The 16,963-nt window shown below is 67.7% G+C and carries 14 protein-coding genes; all 14 read right to left on the bottom strand.

The window, feature by feature from the left end; all coding sequences use genetic code 11:
- Nucleotides 1–152: 152 nt before the first annotated feature.
- Entirely contained in the window at nt 153–1,316 is a 1,164-nt protein-coding gene (locus AX681_RS02170; protein WP_066663612.1) for a deoxyguanosinetriphosphate triphosphohydrolase, read from the bottom strand.
- Nucleotides 1,317–1,356: 40 nt separating this feature from the next.
- Nucleotides 1,357–3,204, bottom strand: a complete 1,848-nt coding sequence (locus AX681_RS02175; protein ID WP_156455992.1) for an SPOR domain-containing protein — start codon at nt 3,202–3,204, stop codon at nt 1,357–1,359.
- 130 nt (nt 3,205–3,334) lie between these two features.
- Nucleotides 3,335–4,822 (bottom strand): cell division protein FtsZ, encoded by a 1,488-nt coding sequence (gene ftsZ, locus AX681_RS02180; protein WP_066662263.1) that lies wholly within the window; start codon nt 4,820–4,822, stop codon nt 3,335–3,337.
- 113 nt (nt 4,823–4,935) lie between these two features.
- Entirely contained in the window at nt 4,936–6,198 is a 1,263-nt protein-coding gene (gene ftsA / locus AX681_RS02185) for a cell division protein FtsA (RefSeq protein ID WP_066662265.1), read from the bottom strand.
- A gap of 3 nt (nt 6,199–6,201) precedes the next feature.
- Nucleotides 6,202–7,113 carry a cell division protein FtsQ/DivIB gene (locus AX681_RS02190; RefSeq protein WP_066662267.1) on the bottom strand — a complete coding sequence of 304 codons (912 nt, stop codon included), beginning with the start codon at nt 7,111–7,113 and terminating at the stop codon, nt 6,202–6,204.
- Complete coding sequence (locus tag AX681_RS02195) at nt 7,110–8,015, bottom strand: D-alanine--D-alanine ligase (RefSeq protein WP_066662270.1); 906 nt, start codon at nt 8,013–8,015, stop codon at nt 7,110–7,112. The genes AX681_RS02190 and AX681_RS02195 overlap by 4 nt, the downstream gene beginning before the upstream one ends.
- A 139-nt stretch (nt 8,016–8,154) precedes the next feature.
- Entirely contained in the window at nt 8,155–9,087 is a 933-nt protein-coding gene (murB, locus tag AX681_RS02200; protein ID WP_231733731.1) for a UDP-N-acetylmuramate dehydrogenase, read from the bottom strand.
- The gene (locus AX681_RS02205; protein WP_066659773.1) at nt 9,084–9,278 is read right to left on the bottom strand and encodes a hypothetical protein; all 195 of its coding nucleotides are present in this window, start codon (nt 9,276–9,278) and stop codon (nt 9,084–9,086) included. Before AX681_RS02205 ends, murB begins: the two co-directional genes overlap by 4 nt.
- The gene (gene murC, locus AX681_RS02210) at nt 9,275–10,705 is read right to left on the bottom strand and encodes a UDP-N-acetylmuramate--L-alanine ligase (RefSeq protein ID WP_066659775.1); all 1,431 of its coding nucleotides are present in this window, start codon (nt 10,703–10,705) and stop codon (nt 9,275–9,277) included. The genes AX681_RS02205 and murC overlap by 4 nt, the downstream gene beginning before the upstream one ends.
- Complete coding sequence (gene murG, locus AX681_RS02215; protein WP_066659777.1) at nt 10,702–11,865, bottom strand: undecaprenyldiphospho-muramoylpentapeptide beta-N-acetylglucosaminyltransferase; 1,164 nt, start codon at nt 11,863–11,865, stop codon at nt 10,702–10,704. Before murG ends, murC begins: the two co-directional genes overlap by 4 nt.
- Nucleotides 11,865–13,091, bottom strand: coding sequence for an FtsW/RodA/SpoVE family cell cycle protein (locus AX681_RS02220; RefSeq protein WP_066659779.1), 1,227 nt, complete (start codon nt 13,089–13,091; stop codon nt 11,865–11,867). The genes murG and AX681_RS02220 overlap by 1 nt, the downstream gene beginning before the upstream one ends.
- Nucleotides 13,088–14,383 carry a UDP-N-acetylmuramoyl-L-alanine--D-glutamate ligase gene (murD, locus tag AX681_RS02225; protein WP_066659780.1) on the bottom strand — a complete coding sequence of 432 codons (1,296 nt, stop codon included), beginning with the start codon at nt 14,381–14,383 and terminating at the stop codon, nt 13,088–13,090. The genes AX681_RS02220 and murD overlap by 4 nt, the downstream gene beginning before the upstream one ends.
- A complete protein-coding gene (gene mraY / locus AX681_RS02230; RefSeq protein WP_066659781.1) occupies nt 14,380–15,450 on the bottom strand; it encodes a phospho-N-acetylmuramoyl-pentapeptide-transferase in 1,071 nt (356 codons plus the stop codon). The genes murD and mraY overlap by 4 nt, the downstream gene beginning before the upstream one ends.
- Nucleotides 15,450–16,829 (bottom strand): UDP-N-acetylmuramoyl-tripeptide--D-alanyl-D-alanine ligase, encoded by a 1,380-nt coding sequence (locus AX681_RS02235; RefSeq protein WP_066681590.1) that lies wholly within the window; start codon nt 16,827–16,829, stop codon nt 15,450–15,452. Before AX681_RS02235 ends, mraY begins: the two co-directional genes overlap by 1 nt.
- Between the last annotated feature and the right edge of the window lie 134 nt (nt 16,830–16,963).

The following is a 16,963-nucleotide window of genomic DNA, read 5'->3' on the forward strand; positions in this document are numbered from 1 at the left end:
GGGAGGGGGACCGCCGCCGAAGGCGGTGGTGGAGGGGCCGCCCCGCAGAGGGCGGAGTTTTGCCGAGCTGTTCCCGGCCGTCTGCACGGCCGCCCCTCCGTCAGCGCTTTGCGCTGCCACCTCCCCTGCGAGGCAGGGAAGCAATAGGGTGCCTAAAACCCCTCCGGCAACTCGATCGCACCGACCACCTCGCGATAGCGCGAGATCGCATAGCGGTCGGTCATCCCCGCGATGAAATCGGCGATATGCCGGCTGCGCCACGGCTCTTCGCCGGGCAGCGTCTCACGCCATGCCTCGGGCATCAGCGTCGGGTCATCCGCATAGGCGGCATACAGCCCTGCGATCACGCCATGCGCCATCTCCGCCGCCGCCAGCTGGTGCGGATGGTGATAGAGATTGGCGTACATGAAGCGCTTCAGCGCCCGCTCCTCCTCACGCATCGCATCGGAAAAACCGCACAGCGCCCGCCCCGCCGCGCGCACATCCTGCGCCGTTTCGATGCCCGCCTCGGATATCCGCCGCCGCGTCTCGTCGAGCAGGTCGTTGACCATCACCCCGATCTGCGCGCGGACCAGCTCGCGCATCAGCCTTTTGGGAGACGCATCGGGGAACCGCGCCCGCACCGCATCCCACCCGCGCGCGACCAAAGGCACGTCCAGCAGCTGATCCAGCGTCAACAGCCCCGCACGCAGCCCGTCATCGATATCGTGGTTGTCATAGGCAATGTCGTCGGCGATCGCCGCGACCTGCGCCTCCAGCGAGCTGTGTTGCGTCAGCTCCAGCGGAAACGCCGCGTCCGCCGCCGCCAATGCCCAGCCCGGCGCGGTCACCGGCCCATTATGCTTGGCCAGCCCCTCCAGCGTCTCCCAGCTCAGGTTCAGTCCGTCCCACACTGGATAGGGGCAATCGACCACCATCAGCGCACGCAGCGTGTTGCCATTGTGATCGAACCCGCCCTGCCCGCTCAGCGCTTCTTCCAGCGCCCGCTCCCCGGCATGGCCAAAGGGCGGGTGGCCGATGTCATGCGCCAGACACAAGGCCTCGGTCAGATCCTCGTTCAGCCCCAATGTCCGCGCCACCGTCCGCCCGATCTGCGCCACCTCGAGGCTGTGGGTCAGCCGGACGCGGAAATGGTCGCCATCGGGCGCCATGAACACCTGCGTCTTGTGGCGCAGGCGGCGAAAGCTGATCGAATGGACGATGCGGTCGCGGTCGCGCTGAAACGCATCGCGCGGCCCGCGCGCGGTGCCCTGCCCTTCATCGTGCAACCGCCCACGGCTGCGCGCGGGATCGCTGGCATAGGGGGCGAGGGTCATAGGGCGATGGTCGCGCGAATCGGCATCGCCGCCGCATAGATCATTTGACGTCGAGCTTCTCGATCTTCTGTCCCGCCTCGCTCGACCAGGCAAAGGCGGTCACGCCCTTCTTCCTGATCGCGTTGACGAAGTCCTGTGCCGCCGCCGGGGTCTTGAACGGCCCGGCGAGCAAGCGGTTGGTGAAGCGCAGCGGCGTCGTCCACGCCTGTTTGCCGCGGAACTCGGCGGGCGCATCGGCTACCGCCGCCTTCCACGCCTTGGGCAGCGCCTTGACGTCGGCCCCACCGGCGACCTGCACCCAGTGGCGCGCCGGCTCGGCCTTGGCCGGGTCGATCTTGGGTTTGGCCTTGGGGTCGACCTTCGCTTTCGCACCGGTCTTGGCCTTGGGATCGACCTTGGCCGGGGTCGTTGGCTTGGCCGTGGGTTCGGGCTTCGGCTTGACTATTGCCGCAACCGCTGCGGGGGTTGCAGGCTGTGGTTCCGCCGTTGGTTCGGCGTCGCGCCCGGGCAGCGGGTCGACGCCAAGTTCCGAAGCCGGAATCGTGATCCCGGCCATGATCCGCGCGATCACATTATCCTCACCACCAACGCGGGGCTTTGGCTGGGGGGCGGCCTCGGGTGCAGGTTCAGGCGCACGCGCCACCTCGACCGGCGGAGCCGCTGGCGGCAGAGCAGCCGCAGACGCCGTCGCAGCCTCGGCCGCGCGCCGCGCCTCTGCTTCGCGGGTCGCGCGCTCTTGCGCCGCGCGGGCATCCGCCTCACGCTGTGCCTGCGCCGCGCGTTCGGCCTCGGCCAGCTTTTGCGCCTCGGCCTGGCGCTGCGCCGCGGCGACGCGTTCCATTTCCAGCCGCTGCTGCTCGGCAAGCCGCACGGCTTCGGCCTGTCGCCGGACCTCAGCCTCCTGCGCCGCGCGCGCATCGGCGACCCGCTTCGCCTCGGCATCCGCCGCTGCCTGACGCGCAGCCGCCGCCTCCTGCGCCCGCCGTTCGCGCGCGCTCAACCCGCGCTCCGGATTGCCCGCTGCCGACTGCGAGCCCGATGCAGGCGCGCGCGGTTGCGGTGGTGGCGGCGGAGCGGCCGCGACCTGAACCGACGCAATCGCGGGCAGTGGCGGCGCAACCTGCGCATCGGCGATGCGCGACGGGGTCCGTCGCAGCTCACCGAAATGCACTGCAAACGCCTTGTCGGCCGGTGCCAGCGTCGGCAGGCGCCGGAAGAAAGGTGCCAAAGCGGTGCCCACACCGCCCATCATGCTCGCCGCGATCCGGTCGGCCCCGGCCGCGTCGCCATTCATCGCCAGAATGAACGCCCGCGCGCGCCATGCCGCGCGATCGCTGCGGCGCAGCAGCGGGTCCAGGATCTTCATCGCCTCGTCGGTGCGCCCGCTGATCCCCAGCGAATAGGCATAGCGCCGCACCGTTTCGTCATCTGCGCCCTGCGCCATCGCGATGCGATGCTCGCGCTCGGCATGCGCTTGCGCGCCGATCAGGTCATAGGCCAACCCGCGGTCGGACGCATAGGGCGCCATCGCCACCCCGCCACGCTCGGCCAGCGCGAACAGCCGCAGCGCTTCGCCCGGCCGCTCGGCCCGCACCATCACCATACCCTGCCCCGCCGCCACGCGCGGATTGCCGGGGGCGAGCGCCTGCGCGCGCGCAAAGAAGCCCGCTGCCGCCGCCGGATCGTTGAGCCGTGCGCTCAACTCACCCGCTGCCAGCAGCGCCGGCACGTTGCGCGGATCGGTGGCGAGGATGCGCATCTGCTCCGCCAGCCGGTCAGCATTGGGCGTGGGCGGTGGCGCGACTTCCTGCGCGGTCGCCGGGGCCATGACGGCGAGCGCGGCGCTCAGCAGCAAGGAAAGGCGGATGGATCGGGCTGCGCGTGTCATGAGTGTCCGCAGGCTACATCATCCAGGGGCTGAACATCAGCTGTCAGCGCGATCCGCCGGGGACGGGCCGGGGCCTGGCCGCGACAGGATGAAGGGGCCCCGCACGCACCCGCGCGGAGCCCCGTTCCGATTACTGATTATTCTGGCGGTTGAGGAAGCGCGGAATGTCCAGCGGATCCTTGTCGTCATCGTCCTTCGACCCATTGCGCGCTGCCGCCATGCGCTCGAACAGCGTGCCTCCGGTCTTCGCCTTGGGTGCCTCGACCGGGGCCGGAGCGGGTGCCGCAACCTCTTCGTCATCGCCACCGGTCAGCCAGCGGCGACGGATCGTCGGTTCGCGCGGCGGCTCTGCAGCCACGGGCGCCTCGGGCACCACCGCGTCAGAGCCGAGTACCAGCTCGTCCGCGTCGTCTGCGGGCAGCGGAGCAGGGGCTTCGAGCGTGAACTCGTCCTCATCCGCCGCCACCGGTGCCGGCGCCGGCGCTTCCGGCTCGGGCGCGACCTGCGCAACCGGTTCCGGCTGCGGTTCGGGCGCGGCTGCTACGGGCGCTTCCGCCGCCGGAGCGGCAGCGCCCAGCGGGCGACGCACGGTGCCGAACGAGAAGCTTCGGCTCGCCTCGGGCGCAGCCGGAGCGGCCGGCTTGGCCGATGCATCCGCCTCGATGCCGGTCGCGACGACCGACACGCGGATCTTGCCTTCCAGGTCGGGGTTGAACGCCGAACCCCAGATGATGTTGGCATTGTCGTCGACCAGCTCGCGGATATGGTTCGCGGCTTCGTCGACTTCGAGCAGGCGCATGTCCTCACCGCCGGTGATCGACACGATGACGCCCTTCGCACCATCCAGCGAAACGCCGTCGAGCAGCGGGTTGGCGATCGCCTGCTGCGCCGCCTCGATCGCGCGGCTGTCGCCGCTCGCTTCGCCGGTGCCCATCATCGCCTTGCCCATCTCGCTCATCACGGCGCGGACGTCGGCAAAGTCGAGGTTGATCAGGCCCGGCATGACCATGAGGTCGGTGATGCCGCGCACACCCTGCTGCAGCACCTCGTCCGCCATCTCGAACGCTTCCTTGAACGTCGTGTTGGCGTTGGCGACCAGAAACAGATTCTGGTTGGGGATGACGATCAGCGTGTCGACGAACTTCTGCAGCTCCTCGATGCCCGCTTCCGCCGACATTGCGCGCTTCTTGCCCTCGAACGCGAACGGCTTGGTGACCACGCCGACGGTCAGGATGCCCATGTCGCGCGCCGCCTTGGCGATCACCGGGGCCGCGCCCGTGCCGGTGCCGCCGCCCATGCCGGCCGCGATGAAGCACATATGCGCGCCCTTCAGCGATTCCTGCACCATCTCGATCGTTTCTTCGGCGGCGGCGCGGCCGATCTCCGGCCGGCTGCCCGCACCCAGACCCTGCGTGATCTTGGCACCCAGCTGGATGCGCTGACCCGCGCTCGATTGCTTCAGCGCCTGCGCGTCGGTGTTGGCGACCAAGAACTCGACGCCCTGAACTTCGGCGCGGATCATGTTCGCGATCGCGTTGCCGCCCGCGCCGCCGACGCCGATCACCGTGATGCGCGGCGTCAGTTCATCCAGGTCGGGCGGAAGGAAGTCGATGCTCATCTTCTGTGTATCTCCTCAGGCGCGCACCCCAAGCGACACCTGTTTGTAACGTTGTTTCTGCACCATCGCCGGGGGCCATTCCAGCGTTATCCGCCGATCGCCCACAGGAAATGTCAATAATTGGCCCGAAATGCCGCCATCATCCGCTGGATCATGGCTTTCGGGTTGCTCCGCACGACCAATTGCCCGCGCGACGGCTCCAGCGTGCGCAGGTCGACCGGATCGGCCGCCGCGAACGTCGCCAGCCCCGCCAGCGTTGCGAACGCCGGTCCCGCATGCGCCTCGGGCAGTGCCGACAGGCCGCGCGGACGCCCGACCCGGACCGACCGGCCCAGCGCCTGCTGCGCATAATCCGCCACGCCCTTCAGCTCGGCGCCGCCGCCGGTCAGCACGATCTGCCGCCCGACCGGATCCTCGAAATTGAGGCGCGTCAGCTCCTTGGCGATCTCCGCCATCAACCGGTCGAGCCGCAGGCGGATCACCGCGATCAGCTGCGCCCGCGTGATCCGCGCGCCCTCGCCCTCTTCCTCCAGGCTCGCCGGCGCGATGTCGATCATGTCGTGATTGTCGCGCGGCGTCATGTTGGCGCTGCCATAGAAGCACTTCATCCGCTCGGCCTGCCCGCGCCGTGTCCCGAACGCGCTGGCGATGTCGTCGGTGATGTCCGCCGACCCCTGCTGGATCGACGACAGGCCGGTCAGCACGCCGTCCTTGTAGACCGAGACATTGGTTACGCCCGCGCCGATCTCGACCAGTGCCACGCCCAGCTCGCGCTCTTCCTCCGACAGACAGGCCAGCCCCGTGGCAACGGGAGCGGCGATGATCGAGCGCACCTCCAGATGCGCCGAACGGACGCACAAATCGAGGTTACGCACCGGCGCACCCTCGGTCGACACGACATGGATATCGACCCCGAGCCGCTCGGCATGCAGACCGCGCGGCTGCTTCACGCCGGCGAGGCCATCGAGCGTGTAGCGCGTCGGCTGCGCATGCAGCACCATCCGTCCGCCCGGATTGATCGCCTCACGCCCGGCGCGCAGCAGGTCGTCAATGTCCGACTGTTCGACGCGATGCCCGCCCAGATCGACCTCGAGCCGCAGGATGTTGGACTCCAGCCCACCGGCGGAGAAGCTGACCCACACATCCTCGATGTTCGTGCCCGCGATCCGCTCGGCCTGCTCGACCGCCTCGCGCACCGCGACTTCGGTCGCGGCCATGTCGGCGATATAGCCGCGCTGCACGCCCCGGCTCTCGCGCTGACCGGTGCCGAGCACGACCAGTTCGCCGCCATCGCCCTTCTGCGCGATCAGCGCCGACACCTTCGACGACCCGATATCGAGTGCGGTAATCAGTCCTTCGGGCGCGGTCTTGGCCATGTCTTATTCCCCCTGCACATTCACACTGGCAGTTTCTGCCGCCGATTCAATCTCTTTGCGCACTACCTGCCCCGGCATCCGGACCACCAGCCGCGTCGGATCGCGCAGGTCGAAGCGCAGATACCCGCGCCCCAGCAACCGATCCGCCCCATCGAGCTCGGCGAACTTCACCAACGCCTTGGCCGCAGCCTCCTCCCCCTCGGGCAGCGCCAGCCGCTCGCCGGTGTTGAAGGAGAGGTCCCAGCGGCGATTGCCGATCCACGTCGCCGCCTTGACCAGCGGGCGCAGCGCCGGTGCCGCGGCGAGCAACCGCTGATAGGCTGGCTGCTGCGCATAGGCGCCGTCCCCGATCACCAGCGGCAGATCGGGCATCGCCTCCGCCGACACCGGCTCCAGCAGCACGCCCTCGGCATCGATGAGCATCAATTGCCCCTGATGCTGCCACACCGCCGCCGCCTTGCGCTCGACGATGTCGACCACCAGCGTATCGGGCAGGCGGCGCGACACGCGCGCATCGGCGACCCAGCCGATCGTCATCAACCGCGCGCGCACCTCGTCCAGATCGACCAAAGGCATCGCGCGGCTCTTCTCGTCCAGCGCATAATTATACACCGTCATCTTGTCGGCGCGCTTGATCCCGGTCACCTCGACCTGCTGGACGCGAAAGCCCGCCTGCCCCACGCCCTCGGCCAGCGCCGTACCGACCGCGCCCGGCACGCCGAACAGTGTCGCCACGCCGATCAGCGACGCGACCGCGATGCCGGTGATGCTCCACGCGATGATCCGGTGCAGCGTCGCCTCGCTCACCGGCATCGCCGCGACCATCCGGTCGAGCAGATGCGGCTGCTTGCGCTTCGATTGCGCGCGGCGCTTGGGCTTGACCGTGGGGCGTTTGGTGGCGGGCTTGCGGCTCATCCCGCATCCTCGCGCAACGCTTCGTCGACGATCGCCTGCACCAGCTGCGGATAGCTCATCCCCAGCGCCTTGGCCTGTTCCGGCACCAGGCTCAGCGGCGTCATCCCTGGCTGGGTGTTGACCTCCAGCAGGAACAGCCCGTCCAGCCCCTTTTTATCGTCCCAGCGGAAGTCCGACCGCGACGCACCCTTGCAGCCGAGCAGACGATGCGCCTCGAGCGCCAGCCGCTTGCATGCGTCGGTGATCTCGTCCGGAATCTCCGCCGGACAGATATGGTCGGTCATCCCGTCGGTATATTTGGCGTCGAAGTCGTAGAAACCGCTCTTGGGCTTCAGCTCCGTCACCAGCAACGCCGTGTCGCCCAGCACCGCCGTGGTGAGCTCGCGCCCGCGAATAAACGGCTCGGCGAGCAGTTCGTCGAACTCCTGCCACGGCCCCTTGGCGTCGGGCGAGATCGGGTTGCCGTAATTGCCCTCGGTCGTGACGATCGCCACGCCGACCGACGATCCTTCGTTGACCGGCTTCAGCACATAAGGCCGCGGCATCGGATCGGCCTCGTACAGCGACGCAGTCGACACGATCTGCCCGCCCGGCATCGGAATGCCATGCGGAACCAGCGCCTGCTTGGTCAGCACCTTGTCGATCGCGATCACCGACGTGACCATGCCGGAGTGCGTGTAGCGCAGCCCCATCAGGTCGAGCATCCCCTGCACCGTCCCGTCCTCGCCGGGCGTCCCGTGCAGCGCATTGAACACGACATCGGGCTTCGCCGCCGCCAGCTTCGCCGCAACGTCGCGATCCATATCGATCCGCGTGACGCGATGGCCAAGCGATTCCAGCGCCTCGGCAATCCCCGCGCCCGACATCAGCGACACCGGCCGCTCGGCCGACCAGCCACCCATCAGGACCGCAACGTGGAGGGGGGTGATAGCAGTCACGCAAAAACTCCGTCGCCCCGGCGCAGGCCGGGGCCGCCCTGTGGCGGCGCTTGAACTTCAAAACTTGGCGGCCCCGGCCTGCGCCGGGGCGACGATACGTGCATCACTTCGCCACCCCCACGCGTCTTTGTTTGGCGTCGTCGGCGAACACGCCGACACGCTGAATTTCCCACTCGAGTTCAACCCCACTCGCCGCCTTCACCCGCGCGCGCACCTCATCCCCCAGCCCCTCGATATCCGCGCTGGTCGCATCACCGGTGTTGATCAGGAAGTTGGTATGCTTCTCGCTCACCTGCGCCCCGCCGCGCATCAGCCCGCGACAGCCCGCCGCATCGACCAGCCGCCACGCCTTGTCACCCTCGGGGTTCTTGAAGGTCGATCCGCCCGTCTTGCTCCGCAACGGCTGCGACGCCTCGCGGGCCGCGGCGATTCGGTCCATCTCGGCCTGGATGGCGGCGGGTTCGTCGATATGGCCACGGAAGACCGCGCTCACGACGATGGCGTCGTTCGGCAACTCGCTATGACGATATGTATAGCCCAAGTCCGCCCCTTGCATCATCCACATCTCGCCGGTCCTAAGCACGACCTTGCAACTGACCAGAATATCCTTGGTCTCGCGGCCATAGGCACCGCCGTTCATTCGGACGAAGCCTCCGACGGTGCCTGGAATCGATCTCAAAAACTCCAGACCACCGACGCCACCGTCCCTGGCGGTGGACGAAACCAGAATACCGCTCGCGCCAGCACCACATTCTAGCGTGGTAGAACCCCGCTGCTCGACTTTGGCGAACGCCTTGCCCAGCCGCACTACCACGCCCGGCACCCCGCCGTCGCGCACGATCAGGTTCGACCCCAGCCCCAGCGCCATCACCGGCACCGCCGGGTCCAGATCGCGCAGAAACGCGCACAGATCATCGACATCGGCCGGCTCGAACAGCCACTCCGCCGTCCCACCGCTCTTGAACCAGACCAGCGGCGCCAGCGGCGCGTCAGGGGTCAGCTTCCCCCGCACCTTGGGGAGAAGCGTTGCGCTCACTTCATCCCCCACAGTTTCGCCCATTGCTTCCAATAGGACAGGTTTGCCTCGGCGGCCTTCACCCCCGCCTCCTGCAGCTTCGCGACGTCCTTGCCCGCGTCGAGCATCGTCTGCGCCGCATCCATCTGCGCCTTTTGCGCGCGCAGGATTTCGCGCTGCATGTCGGTGGCGAGGGTGAACCAGTCGCTCATGCCGTCACGCTCCGCTTGGCGTCGACCGCTTCGGCCAAGCCAGCGGCCCATTTGGTGATGTCACCCGCGCCCAGGCAGACGATCAGATCGCCCGGCAGCGCGACTTCGGCGATCCGCGCCGCCAGCGCGTCCGCATCCGCAACGCTCTCCGCCAGCCGGTGACCGCGCGCCAACGTCCGCTCGACCAGCGCCTCGCCGCTCACGCCCTCGACCGGCGCTTCGCCCGCGGCATAGACCGGGGTCACCAGCACCATGTCGGCGTCGTTGAACGCCTGCGCAAAGTCATCCATCAGATTGCCGAGCCGTGAGTAACGATGCGGCTGCACCACCGCGATCACCCGCCCCTGCGCGCTCTCCCGCGCCGCCGACAGCACCGCGCGGATCTCGACCGGGTGATGGCCATAATCGTCGATCACAATCGCGGGCGGCTGGCCCTCGAACGCGATCTCGCCGACCTTGGTGAAGCGCCGCTTGACCCCACCGAACTTGGCAAAGCCGTTCTGGATCGTCGCATCGTCGATGCCCATTTCTAGCGCCACGCCGATCGCCGCCAGCGCATTCTGGACATTGTGCCGCCCCGGCATCGGCAGGTCGATCCCCTCGATCGACCGCGTCGTCCCGTCGCGATGGCGGATGATCGCCTCGAACTTGTTGCCGCCCGGATAGGGCACGACATTCACCCCGCGCACATCCGCCGACGCTGCAAAGCCATAGGTCACGATCCGCCGGTCACGCACGCGCGGGATGATTGCCTGCACCTCGGGGTGGTCGAGACACAGCAACGCCGCGCCATAGAAGGGCACATTCTCGACGAACTCGACATAAGCGTCCTTGGCCCGCTCGAACGAGCCATAGTGATCGAGATGCTCGGGATCGATATTGGTCACCACCGCAATCGTGCCGTCGAGCCGCAGGAAGCTGCCGTCGCTCTCATCGGCCTCGACCACCATCCACTCGCTGTCGCCGAGCCGCGCGTTGGAGCCATATTGGTTGATGATGCCGCCATTGATCACGGTCGGGTCGATCCCGCCCGCATCCAGCAGCGCCGCGATCATGCTCGTCGTTGTGGTCTTGCCATGCGTCCCCGCCACCGCGACGGTGGACTTGAGCCGCATCAGTTCGGCCAGCATCTCCGCGCGCCGCACCACCGGGATGCGCGCGGCATAGGCGGCCTGCACTTCCGGGTTGTCGCGCTTGATCGCGGTCGAGGTCACGACCACCGCCGCATCGCCCAGATTGTCCGCGCTCTGCCCGATGGTGATCGCAATGCCACGCTTGCGCAGCCCTTCGACGACATAGCCCTCGGCACTGTCGCTGCCCTGCACCTTGTAACCCAGGTTATGCATGACCTCGGCAATGCCCGACATGCCGATCCCGCCGATGCCGACGAAATGGATCGTGCCGATATCCTTGGCCACACCCTTCACGCAAACGCCTCCCCACCCTGCGCGATCTTCACCGGCTCGGCATGTCCCATTCCTGCCGACGCCCAGTCGGCGTCGATCGATTCCACCAGATCGGCGAGGTCGCGCACCGCATCGGGCCGCCCGACGCTGCGCGCACACGCCGCGGCATGCGCCAGCCCCTCGGGGTCCAGCCCCAGCTTCTGGATCTGCTTGGCCAGTTCCTGCGCGGTGAACGCCCGTTGCGGGATCGTCCGCGCCCCGCCCGCGGCGCTGATCTCGCGCGCATTCGCGGTCTGGTGATCGTCAGTCGCACTCGGCAGCGGCACCAGGATCGCCGGACGCCCGGCGGCGGTCAACTCGGCGATGGTCGAAGCGCCCGCCCGCGCGATCACGATATGCGCCCAGGCCAGCCGCTCCGGCAGGTCGGGCAGGTACGTCGCGATCTCCGCCGGAATGCCATGCTCGGCATATTTGCGGCGCACCTCGTCGATATCCTCGACCCGCGCCTGATGCGTCACCTGCAACCGGCGGCGGAAATGCACGGGCAACAGCGCGAGGCCATCGGGCACCACCTGGCTCAACACCGACGCACCCTGACTTCCCCCGGTGACCAGCACACGGAAGATGCCATCCTCCTCCAGCGGCGGATAGGGCCGCAGCCGCAGCTCCAGCACCGCTTCACGCACCGGATTGCCGGTCAGATGGGTCTTGCCGGCATAGGCAGGCTTCAGCCGCGCCACCTCGGCATAGCTGGTGGCGATCGCCCCGACCTTCCCCGCGACCAGCCGGTTGACCCGGCCCAGCACGGCATTCTGCTCATGGATCACCGTCGGCACCTTGGCCGCGAACGCCGCCGACAGCGCGGGCATCGACGCATAGCCGCCAAACGCGACCACCGCCGCCGGGCGCAACTGGCGATACAGCTTGCGCGCCTGCGCCCGCCCCTTGGCCATCGTGTTTAGCGCCTTCAACCACCCGATCGGTCCGCCGGCAAAGCGCGATGCCGGAACGACATGCGTCTCGATCCCGTCGAACAGATCGGGGAAGCGCACCCCGCGTTCGTCGGAAATCAGCGCCACCTTGTGCCCGCGCCGCATCAGCTCCGCCGCCAACGCTGCGGCCGGAACCATATGTCCGCCGGTGCCCCCGGCAGCGAGGACGTATTGCCGTCCCGATGTCATCAACTCTTCCCTCGAACCGTATAGCTTGATCGCTTCAGATACGGGTTCCGCCGCGTGAAAGCGAGCAGCAGTCCCATCCCGATCGACAATGCCACCATCGACGATCCGCCATAGGAAATGAAGGGCAAGGTCATCCCCTTGGAGGGGGCAAGGCCGGTGTTGACCGCCATGTTGATCACGGCCTGAATCCCGAATTGGGCCGCCAGCCCCGCCGCCGCGAGCAGCCGGAACGCATCCTCTTCATCCAGCAGCTTGATCAGCACCCGCACCACAATGGCGAGGTAGATCAGCGCGATGATCATGCACGCGATCAGGCCGAACTCCTCGCCCATCACCGAAAAGATGTAATCGGTATGCGCCTCGGGCAGCTTGAACTTGACTGTCCCGCCGCCGGGACCGGTGCCGGTCGCCCCGCCCGCGGTCAGCACCGCATGCGCCATATCGGTCTGATAATGCTCCGCCGCCGCCTTTTCGGGATCAGGAAACAGGAAGCTGTCGATGCGCGTGCGCGCCGTGTCATAGAACAGATAGGCCGCAACCACCCCGGCCACGCCTGCGCCGCCCAGAAACCCGATCGCGCGCGTCGAAATCCCCGCCAGCATCAGCAGCACGACCCACACCGACGCAAAGATCATCGTCTGCCCGAAATCGGGCTGCTTCATCAGCAATGCGGCGATCACCGCAGTGAGCACTCCGGTCACCGGAATCACCGGCAGGCTCGGATCCTTGGCGCGCAGCGACAACAGCCAGGCGGTGGTGACGATATAGAGCGGCTTCAGAAACTCCGACGGCTGGAACGACGCGATGCCGACACCGATCCAGCGCCGCGCACCATTGACCTCGGCGCCAAAGAAGGCGGCAAGCCCGACCAGCAGCACACAGATCGCCGTGCCCAAAATCGCGCCGCGCCGGGCCAGCCCGACCGGCAGCATCGACACGACCAGCAGCACCGGGATCGACAGCCCGATCCACAGCGCCTGGCGCCAGAAATAATGCATCGACGCGAACTGCTTGGTCGCGTCGGAATAGCGCTCCGCCGATGCTGGCGACGCCGCCGCCACCGCGACCAGCCCGATCCCGATCAGCAGGAACGCGAGCAGCAACAGGATGCGGTCGATTTCCCAGAACCACAGGCCCAGCGGCGTCTTGCTGCCCCGGCTCAGCTGGTCCTCGAACCGCTCGCGCAGCGGCTTGCGCTTGGTGGTCGCGCGGATCACGTCGCTCATGCCAAAGCCTCCACCGCCGCGCGGAACTGGTCGCCGCGATCCTCATAGTCGCGGAACTGGTCGAACGACGCGCAGGCCGGGGACAGCAACACCGTCTCCCCCGCCACCGCATTGGCCGCCGCCGCGCGCACTGCCTGCGCCAGCGTGCCCGAGCGTTCGACCGGCATCTCGCCCTTCAGGATTTCCGCAAACATCTCCGTCGCTTCGCCGATGGTGTAGGCGCGGACAATATGGGGGAAACCCGGGCGGCACGCGTCGAGATCGGCGGTCTTGGCCTTGCCGCCCAAAATCCAGTGGACGCGCGGATAGGCCGACAGCGCGGGCGCAGTCGATTCGGCGTTGGTTGCCTTGCTGTCATTGACGAACAGCACGCCGTTTCTGGTCGCGACCCGCTCCATCCGATGCGGCAGGCCGGGAAAGCTCTCCAGCCCCCGATCGATGCTCGCCTGATCGACGCCCAGCGCCTCGCACGCGGCAATCGCGGCGAGCGCGTTCTGCGCATTATGCGGCCCCTGCAGCGCCGGCCAGCGCGACTGGTCCATGCAGAATCCCGGCGCGATCTTGGTCACGTCCTCGGCCCGCCCGGAGCGTGCAACCTGCTTCGCCACGCCCTGCGACGCCTCGTCCCCGATCCCGATGATCGCGGCATGCCCCCTGGACTGCATCGCGAACAGCCGCGCTTTCGACGCCGCATAGGCATCGAACCCGTCATAGCGGTCGAGATGGTCGGGCGTGATGTTGAGTAGCACCGCGACCTCGCAGTCGAGGCTCTGGGTCAGGTCGATCTGATAGCTCGACAGTTCGAGCACATAGATCCCGCCCGGGGGAAGCATGTCCTGCGCAAGGATGGGCAGACCAATATTCCCGCCCATCGTCGTCGGCACGCGCGCTGTTTCGAGGATGTGATGGATGAGCGCAGTGGTCGTCGACTTGCCGTTGGTCCCGGTGATGCCAACTACCTTGTGCCGGGGAAGTTCGGCTCGCGCCTGCGCGAACAGCTCGATGTCGCCAATGATTGACAGATCAAGTTCTCGAGCTCGCGCCGCAAGTTGATGGCTGTTCAACGGCACGCCGGGCGACAGCACAAGTGCATCGAAACCGTTCAAGTCTTCAATTGGCGCTACCGTGAGATCCTCGCCCGTATCGCAGTATGCGGAGTCTCGAGCTGGTCCGCTGTCCCACGCGACGACATGCGCACCAGATTTCAGCAAGGCACGCACGGTCGCGAGGCCCGACCGCGCCAGCCCGAGTACCGCAAAGCGTTTCCCGCGCCAGGCGGCGGAGCCGATCACCGCAGTTTCAGCGTCGCCAGCCCCGCGAGCGCGAGGACGAAGGCGATGATCCAGAACCGGATCACGACCGTCGGCTCGCTCCAGCCAAGCTGTTCGAAATGATGGTGGATCGGCGCCATGCGGAACACGCGCTTGCCGGTGCGCTTGTACCAGAACACCTGGATGATGACGCTCAGCGCCTCGACCACGAACAGGCCGCCGATGATCCCCAGCACCAGCTCATGATGCGTGGTAACGGCAATCGCCCCGAGCGCGCCGCCCAGCGCCAGCGACCCGGTATCGCCCATGAACACCGCCGCCGGCGGCGCATTGAACCACAGGAACGCGAGGCCCGCGCCGACAATCGCGCCGCAGAAGATCGCCAGATCCCCCGCCCCCGCGACATGCGGAATACCAAGATAGGTCGCGAACACCTTGTTGCCCACGACATAGGCGATCAGCATGAACGCCATGCTCGCGATGATCACCGGCATCGTCGCCAGGCCATCGAGCCCGTCGGTCAGATTGACCGCATTGCCGAACGCCACGATCGTGAACGCGGCAAAGACGATGTAGAAATAGCCCAGGTCGACGCTGAACTGGCTGAAGAACGGCACGTACAGCATCGTCCCGTTCTGCAGCGTGATCACCCACGCCGCGACACCCGCGATCGCGAACTCGCCGAGCAACCGGACCTTGCCCGAAACCCCCGCAGTGCTCGCCTTGCGCACCTTGTCATAATCGTCGAGGAACCCGATCATCCCGAAACCGAGCGTCACGAAGATGCACGCCCAGATATAGGGGTTGGACAGGTCCATCCACAGCAGCAGCGCCAGCGTCAGGCTGGTCAGGATCATGAGTCCGCCCATCGTCGGCGTGCCGCGCTTGGCCAGGTGGCTCTGCGGCCCGTCGGCGCGGATCGGCTGCCCCTTGCCCTGCCGCACGCGCAGCCAGCCGATGAAGCGCGGCCCCAGGATCAGGCCGATGAACAGCGCGGTCGCGACCGCCGCCCCGGTGCGGAACGACAGGTACCGGAACAGGTTGAGCAGCCCCGGAAAGCCAAGCCATTCGGCCAGTTCGTACAGCATTAGCCTCTTCCCGCCAGTGCCGCGACGACCCGCGACAGCCCGACCCCGTTCGAACCCTTGATGAGCACCGCGTCCCCGGCGCGCAGCATCGCCTCGAGCGACGCGCGCGCCGCAGCGGCGTCGGGCACATGGACCAATTCGGCCCGCCCCTCAAGCGCTGCCGCGAGCGGCTTCATCCCCTCACCGACAAGAAGTACCGCTTCGACGCCCGCCGCCAAAACCGGCTCCGCCAGCTCGGCGTGGAAGTCGCCCGATTGCTCGCCCAGCTCGCGCATTTCGCCCAGCACCGCGATCCGCCGCGTCGCCGGAGTTGCCGCCAGCACCGCGAGCGTCGCGCGCATCGATGCCGGGTTGGCGTTATAGCTTTCGTCGATCACCAGCGCTTCGCCGTCGCCGACCTTCGCGCCGAACCGCGCACCGCGCCCGGCAAGTCCGCCCATCTCGCCCAGCGCCAGTCCCGCTTGCTCCAGATCGCCGCCCGCCGCGTCCACCGCCGCCACCACCGCCATCGCATTGGCGACCCAGTGATCGCCCGGCTGCGACAGGGTAAAACTCAGCGTCTTGTCCGCGCCGATCTTCGCGGTCACGAACGTCCCGCCCGGCTGGCCATGTAGGACCTCGACCGCACACACATCCGCGCCCTTGCCAAGGCCGAACGTCACGATCCGTGCCGCATGCGGCTGAGCCGCCGCGATCAGGCGGTCGCGATACGGGCTGTCGAACGGCACGATCGCGGTCCCGCCCGGCTCCAGCCCTTGGAAAATCTCGCCCTTGGCGTCGGCAATCCCCTCGACACTGTCGAAGAATTCGGTGTGCGCCGGGGCGATGGTGGTGACGATCGCGATATGCGGCCGCACGATCCGGGTCAGCGCGGCCAGCTCGCCGGCATGGTTCATCCCCATCTCGAACACGCCGAACCGCGTGTCGCGCGGCATCCGCGCCAGGCTCAGCGGTACGCCGGTATGGTTGTTGTAGCTTTTGACGGAGCGATGCGCCTGTCCCGGCTCGGGCCGGTCGAGGCATGCGAACAGCGCTTCCTTGGTCCCGGTCTTGCCGACCGACCCGGTGACGCCGATCACCAGCCCGGTCATCCGCGCCCGGCTGGCCCGCGCTAGATCCTCCAGCGCCGCCATCGTGTCGCTGGTCAGGACATGCGGATGCCCGGTCGCCCGCGACACCACCGCCCCCGCCGCACCGCTGGCAAAGGCCTGGTCGAGAAACTTGTGCCCATCGGTCGTCTCACCGGTCAGCGCAAAGAACAGCGCGCCCGGCCCAACCTCACGGCTGTCGAATGCAACCGCGTCGACGACGAACTCGGCGGAAGCGCTTCCGCCGGTAGCAGATGCGATTTCAGCGGAGGTCCAAAGCGCGCCGCTCACTTCTCCCCTCCCGCTTGCGGGAGGGGTCGGGGGAGGGCCTGTCCGCAGGCGATGCCCTTAATCGGAAGGGACAGGCCCTCCCCTAGCCCCTCCCGCAAGCGGGAGGGGCTAGGGGAGGGGCTGTCCTCTCTGCC

The sequence above is a fragment of the Sphingomonas sp. CCH9-E2 genome (assembly GCF_001557215.1).
In the GTDB taxonomy this organism is placed as follows: Bacteria; Pseudomonadota; Alphaproteobacteria; order Sphingomonadales; family Sphingomonadaceae; genus Sphingomonas.

Excerpts from the sequence above, each read along its gene's own strand:
- AX681_RS02175 (WP_156455992.1), bottom strand. The coding sequence starts at position 3,204 with ATGACACGCGCAGCCCGATCCATCCGCCTTTCCTTGCTGCTGAGCGCC.
- AX681_RS02205 (WP_066659773.1), bottom strand. The coding sequence starts at position 9,278 with ATGAGCGACTGGTTCACCCTCGCCACCGACATGCAGCGCGAAATCCTG.
- AX681_RS02220 (WP_066659779.1), bottom strand. The coding sequence starts at position 13,091 with ATGAGCGACGTGATCCGCGCGACCACCAAGCGCAAGCCGCTGCGCGAG.
- ftsZ (WP_066662263.1), bottom strand. The coding sequence starts at position 4,822 with ATGAGCATCGACTTCCTTCCGCCCGACCTGGATGAACTGACGCCGCGC.
- murG (WP_066659777.1), bottom strand. The coding sequence starts at position 11,865 with ATGACATCGGGACGGCAATACGTCCTCGCTGCCGGGGGCACCGGCGGA.
- AX681_RS02195 (WP_066662270.1), bottom strand. The coding sequence starts at position 8,015 with ATGGGTGGCTGGTCGGCCGAGCGGCCGGTGTCGCTGATGTCGGGCGCG.
- ftsA (WP_066662265.1), bottom strand. The coding sequence starts at position 6,198 with ATGGCCAAGACCGCGCCCGAAGGACTGATTACCGCACTCGATATCGGG.
- AX681_RS02190 (WP_066662267.1), bottom strand. The coding sequence starts at position 7,113 with ATGAGCCGCAAGCCCGCCACCAAACGCCCCACGGTCAAGCCCAAGCGC.
- AX681_RS02170 (WP_066663612.1), bottom strand. The coding sequence starts at position 1,316 with ATGACCCTCGCCCCCTATGCCAGCGATCCCGCGCGCAGCCGTGGGCGG.
- mraY (WP_066659781.1), bottom strand. The coding sequence starts at position 15,450 with ATGCTGTACGAACTGGCCGAATGGCTTGGCTTTCCGGGGCTGCTCAAC.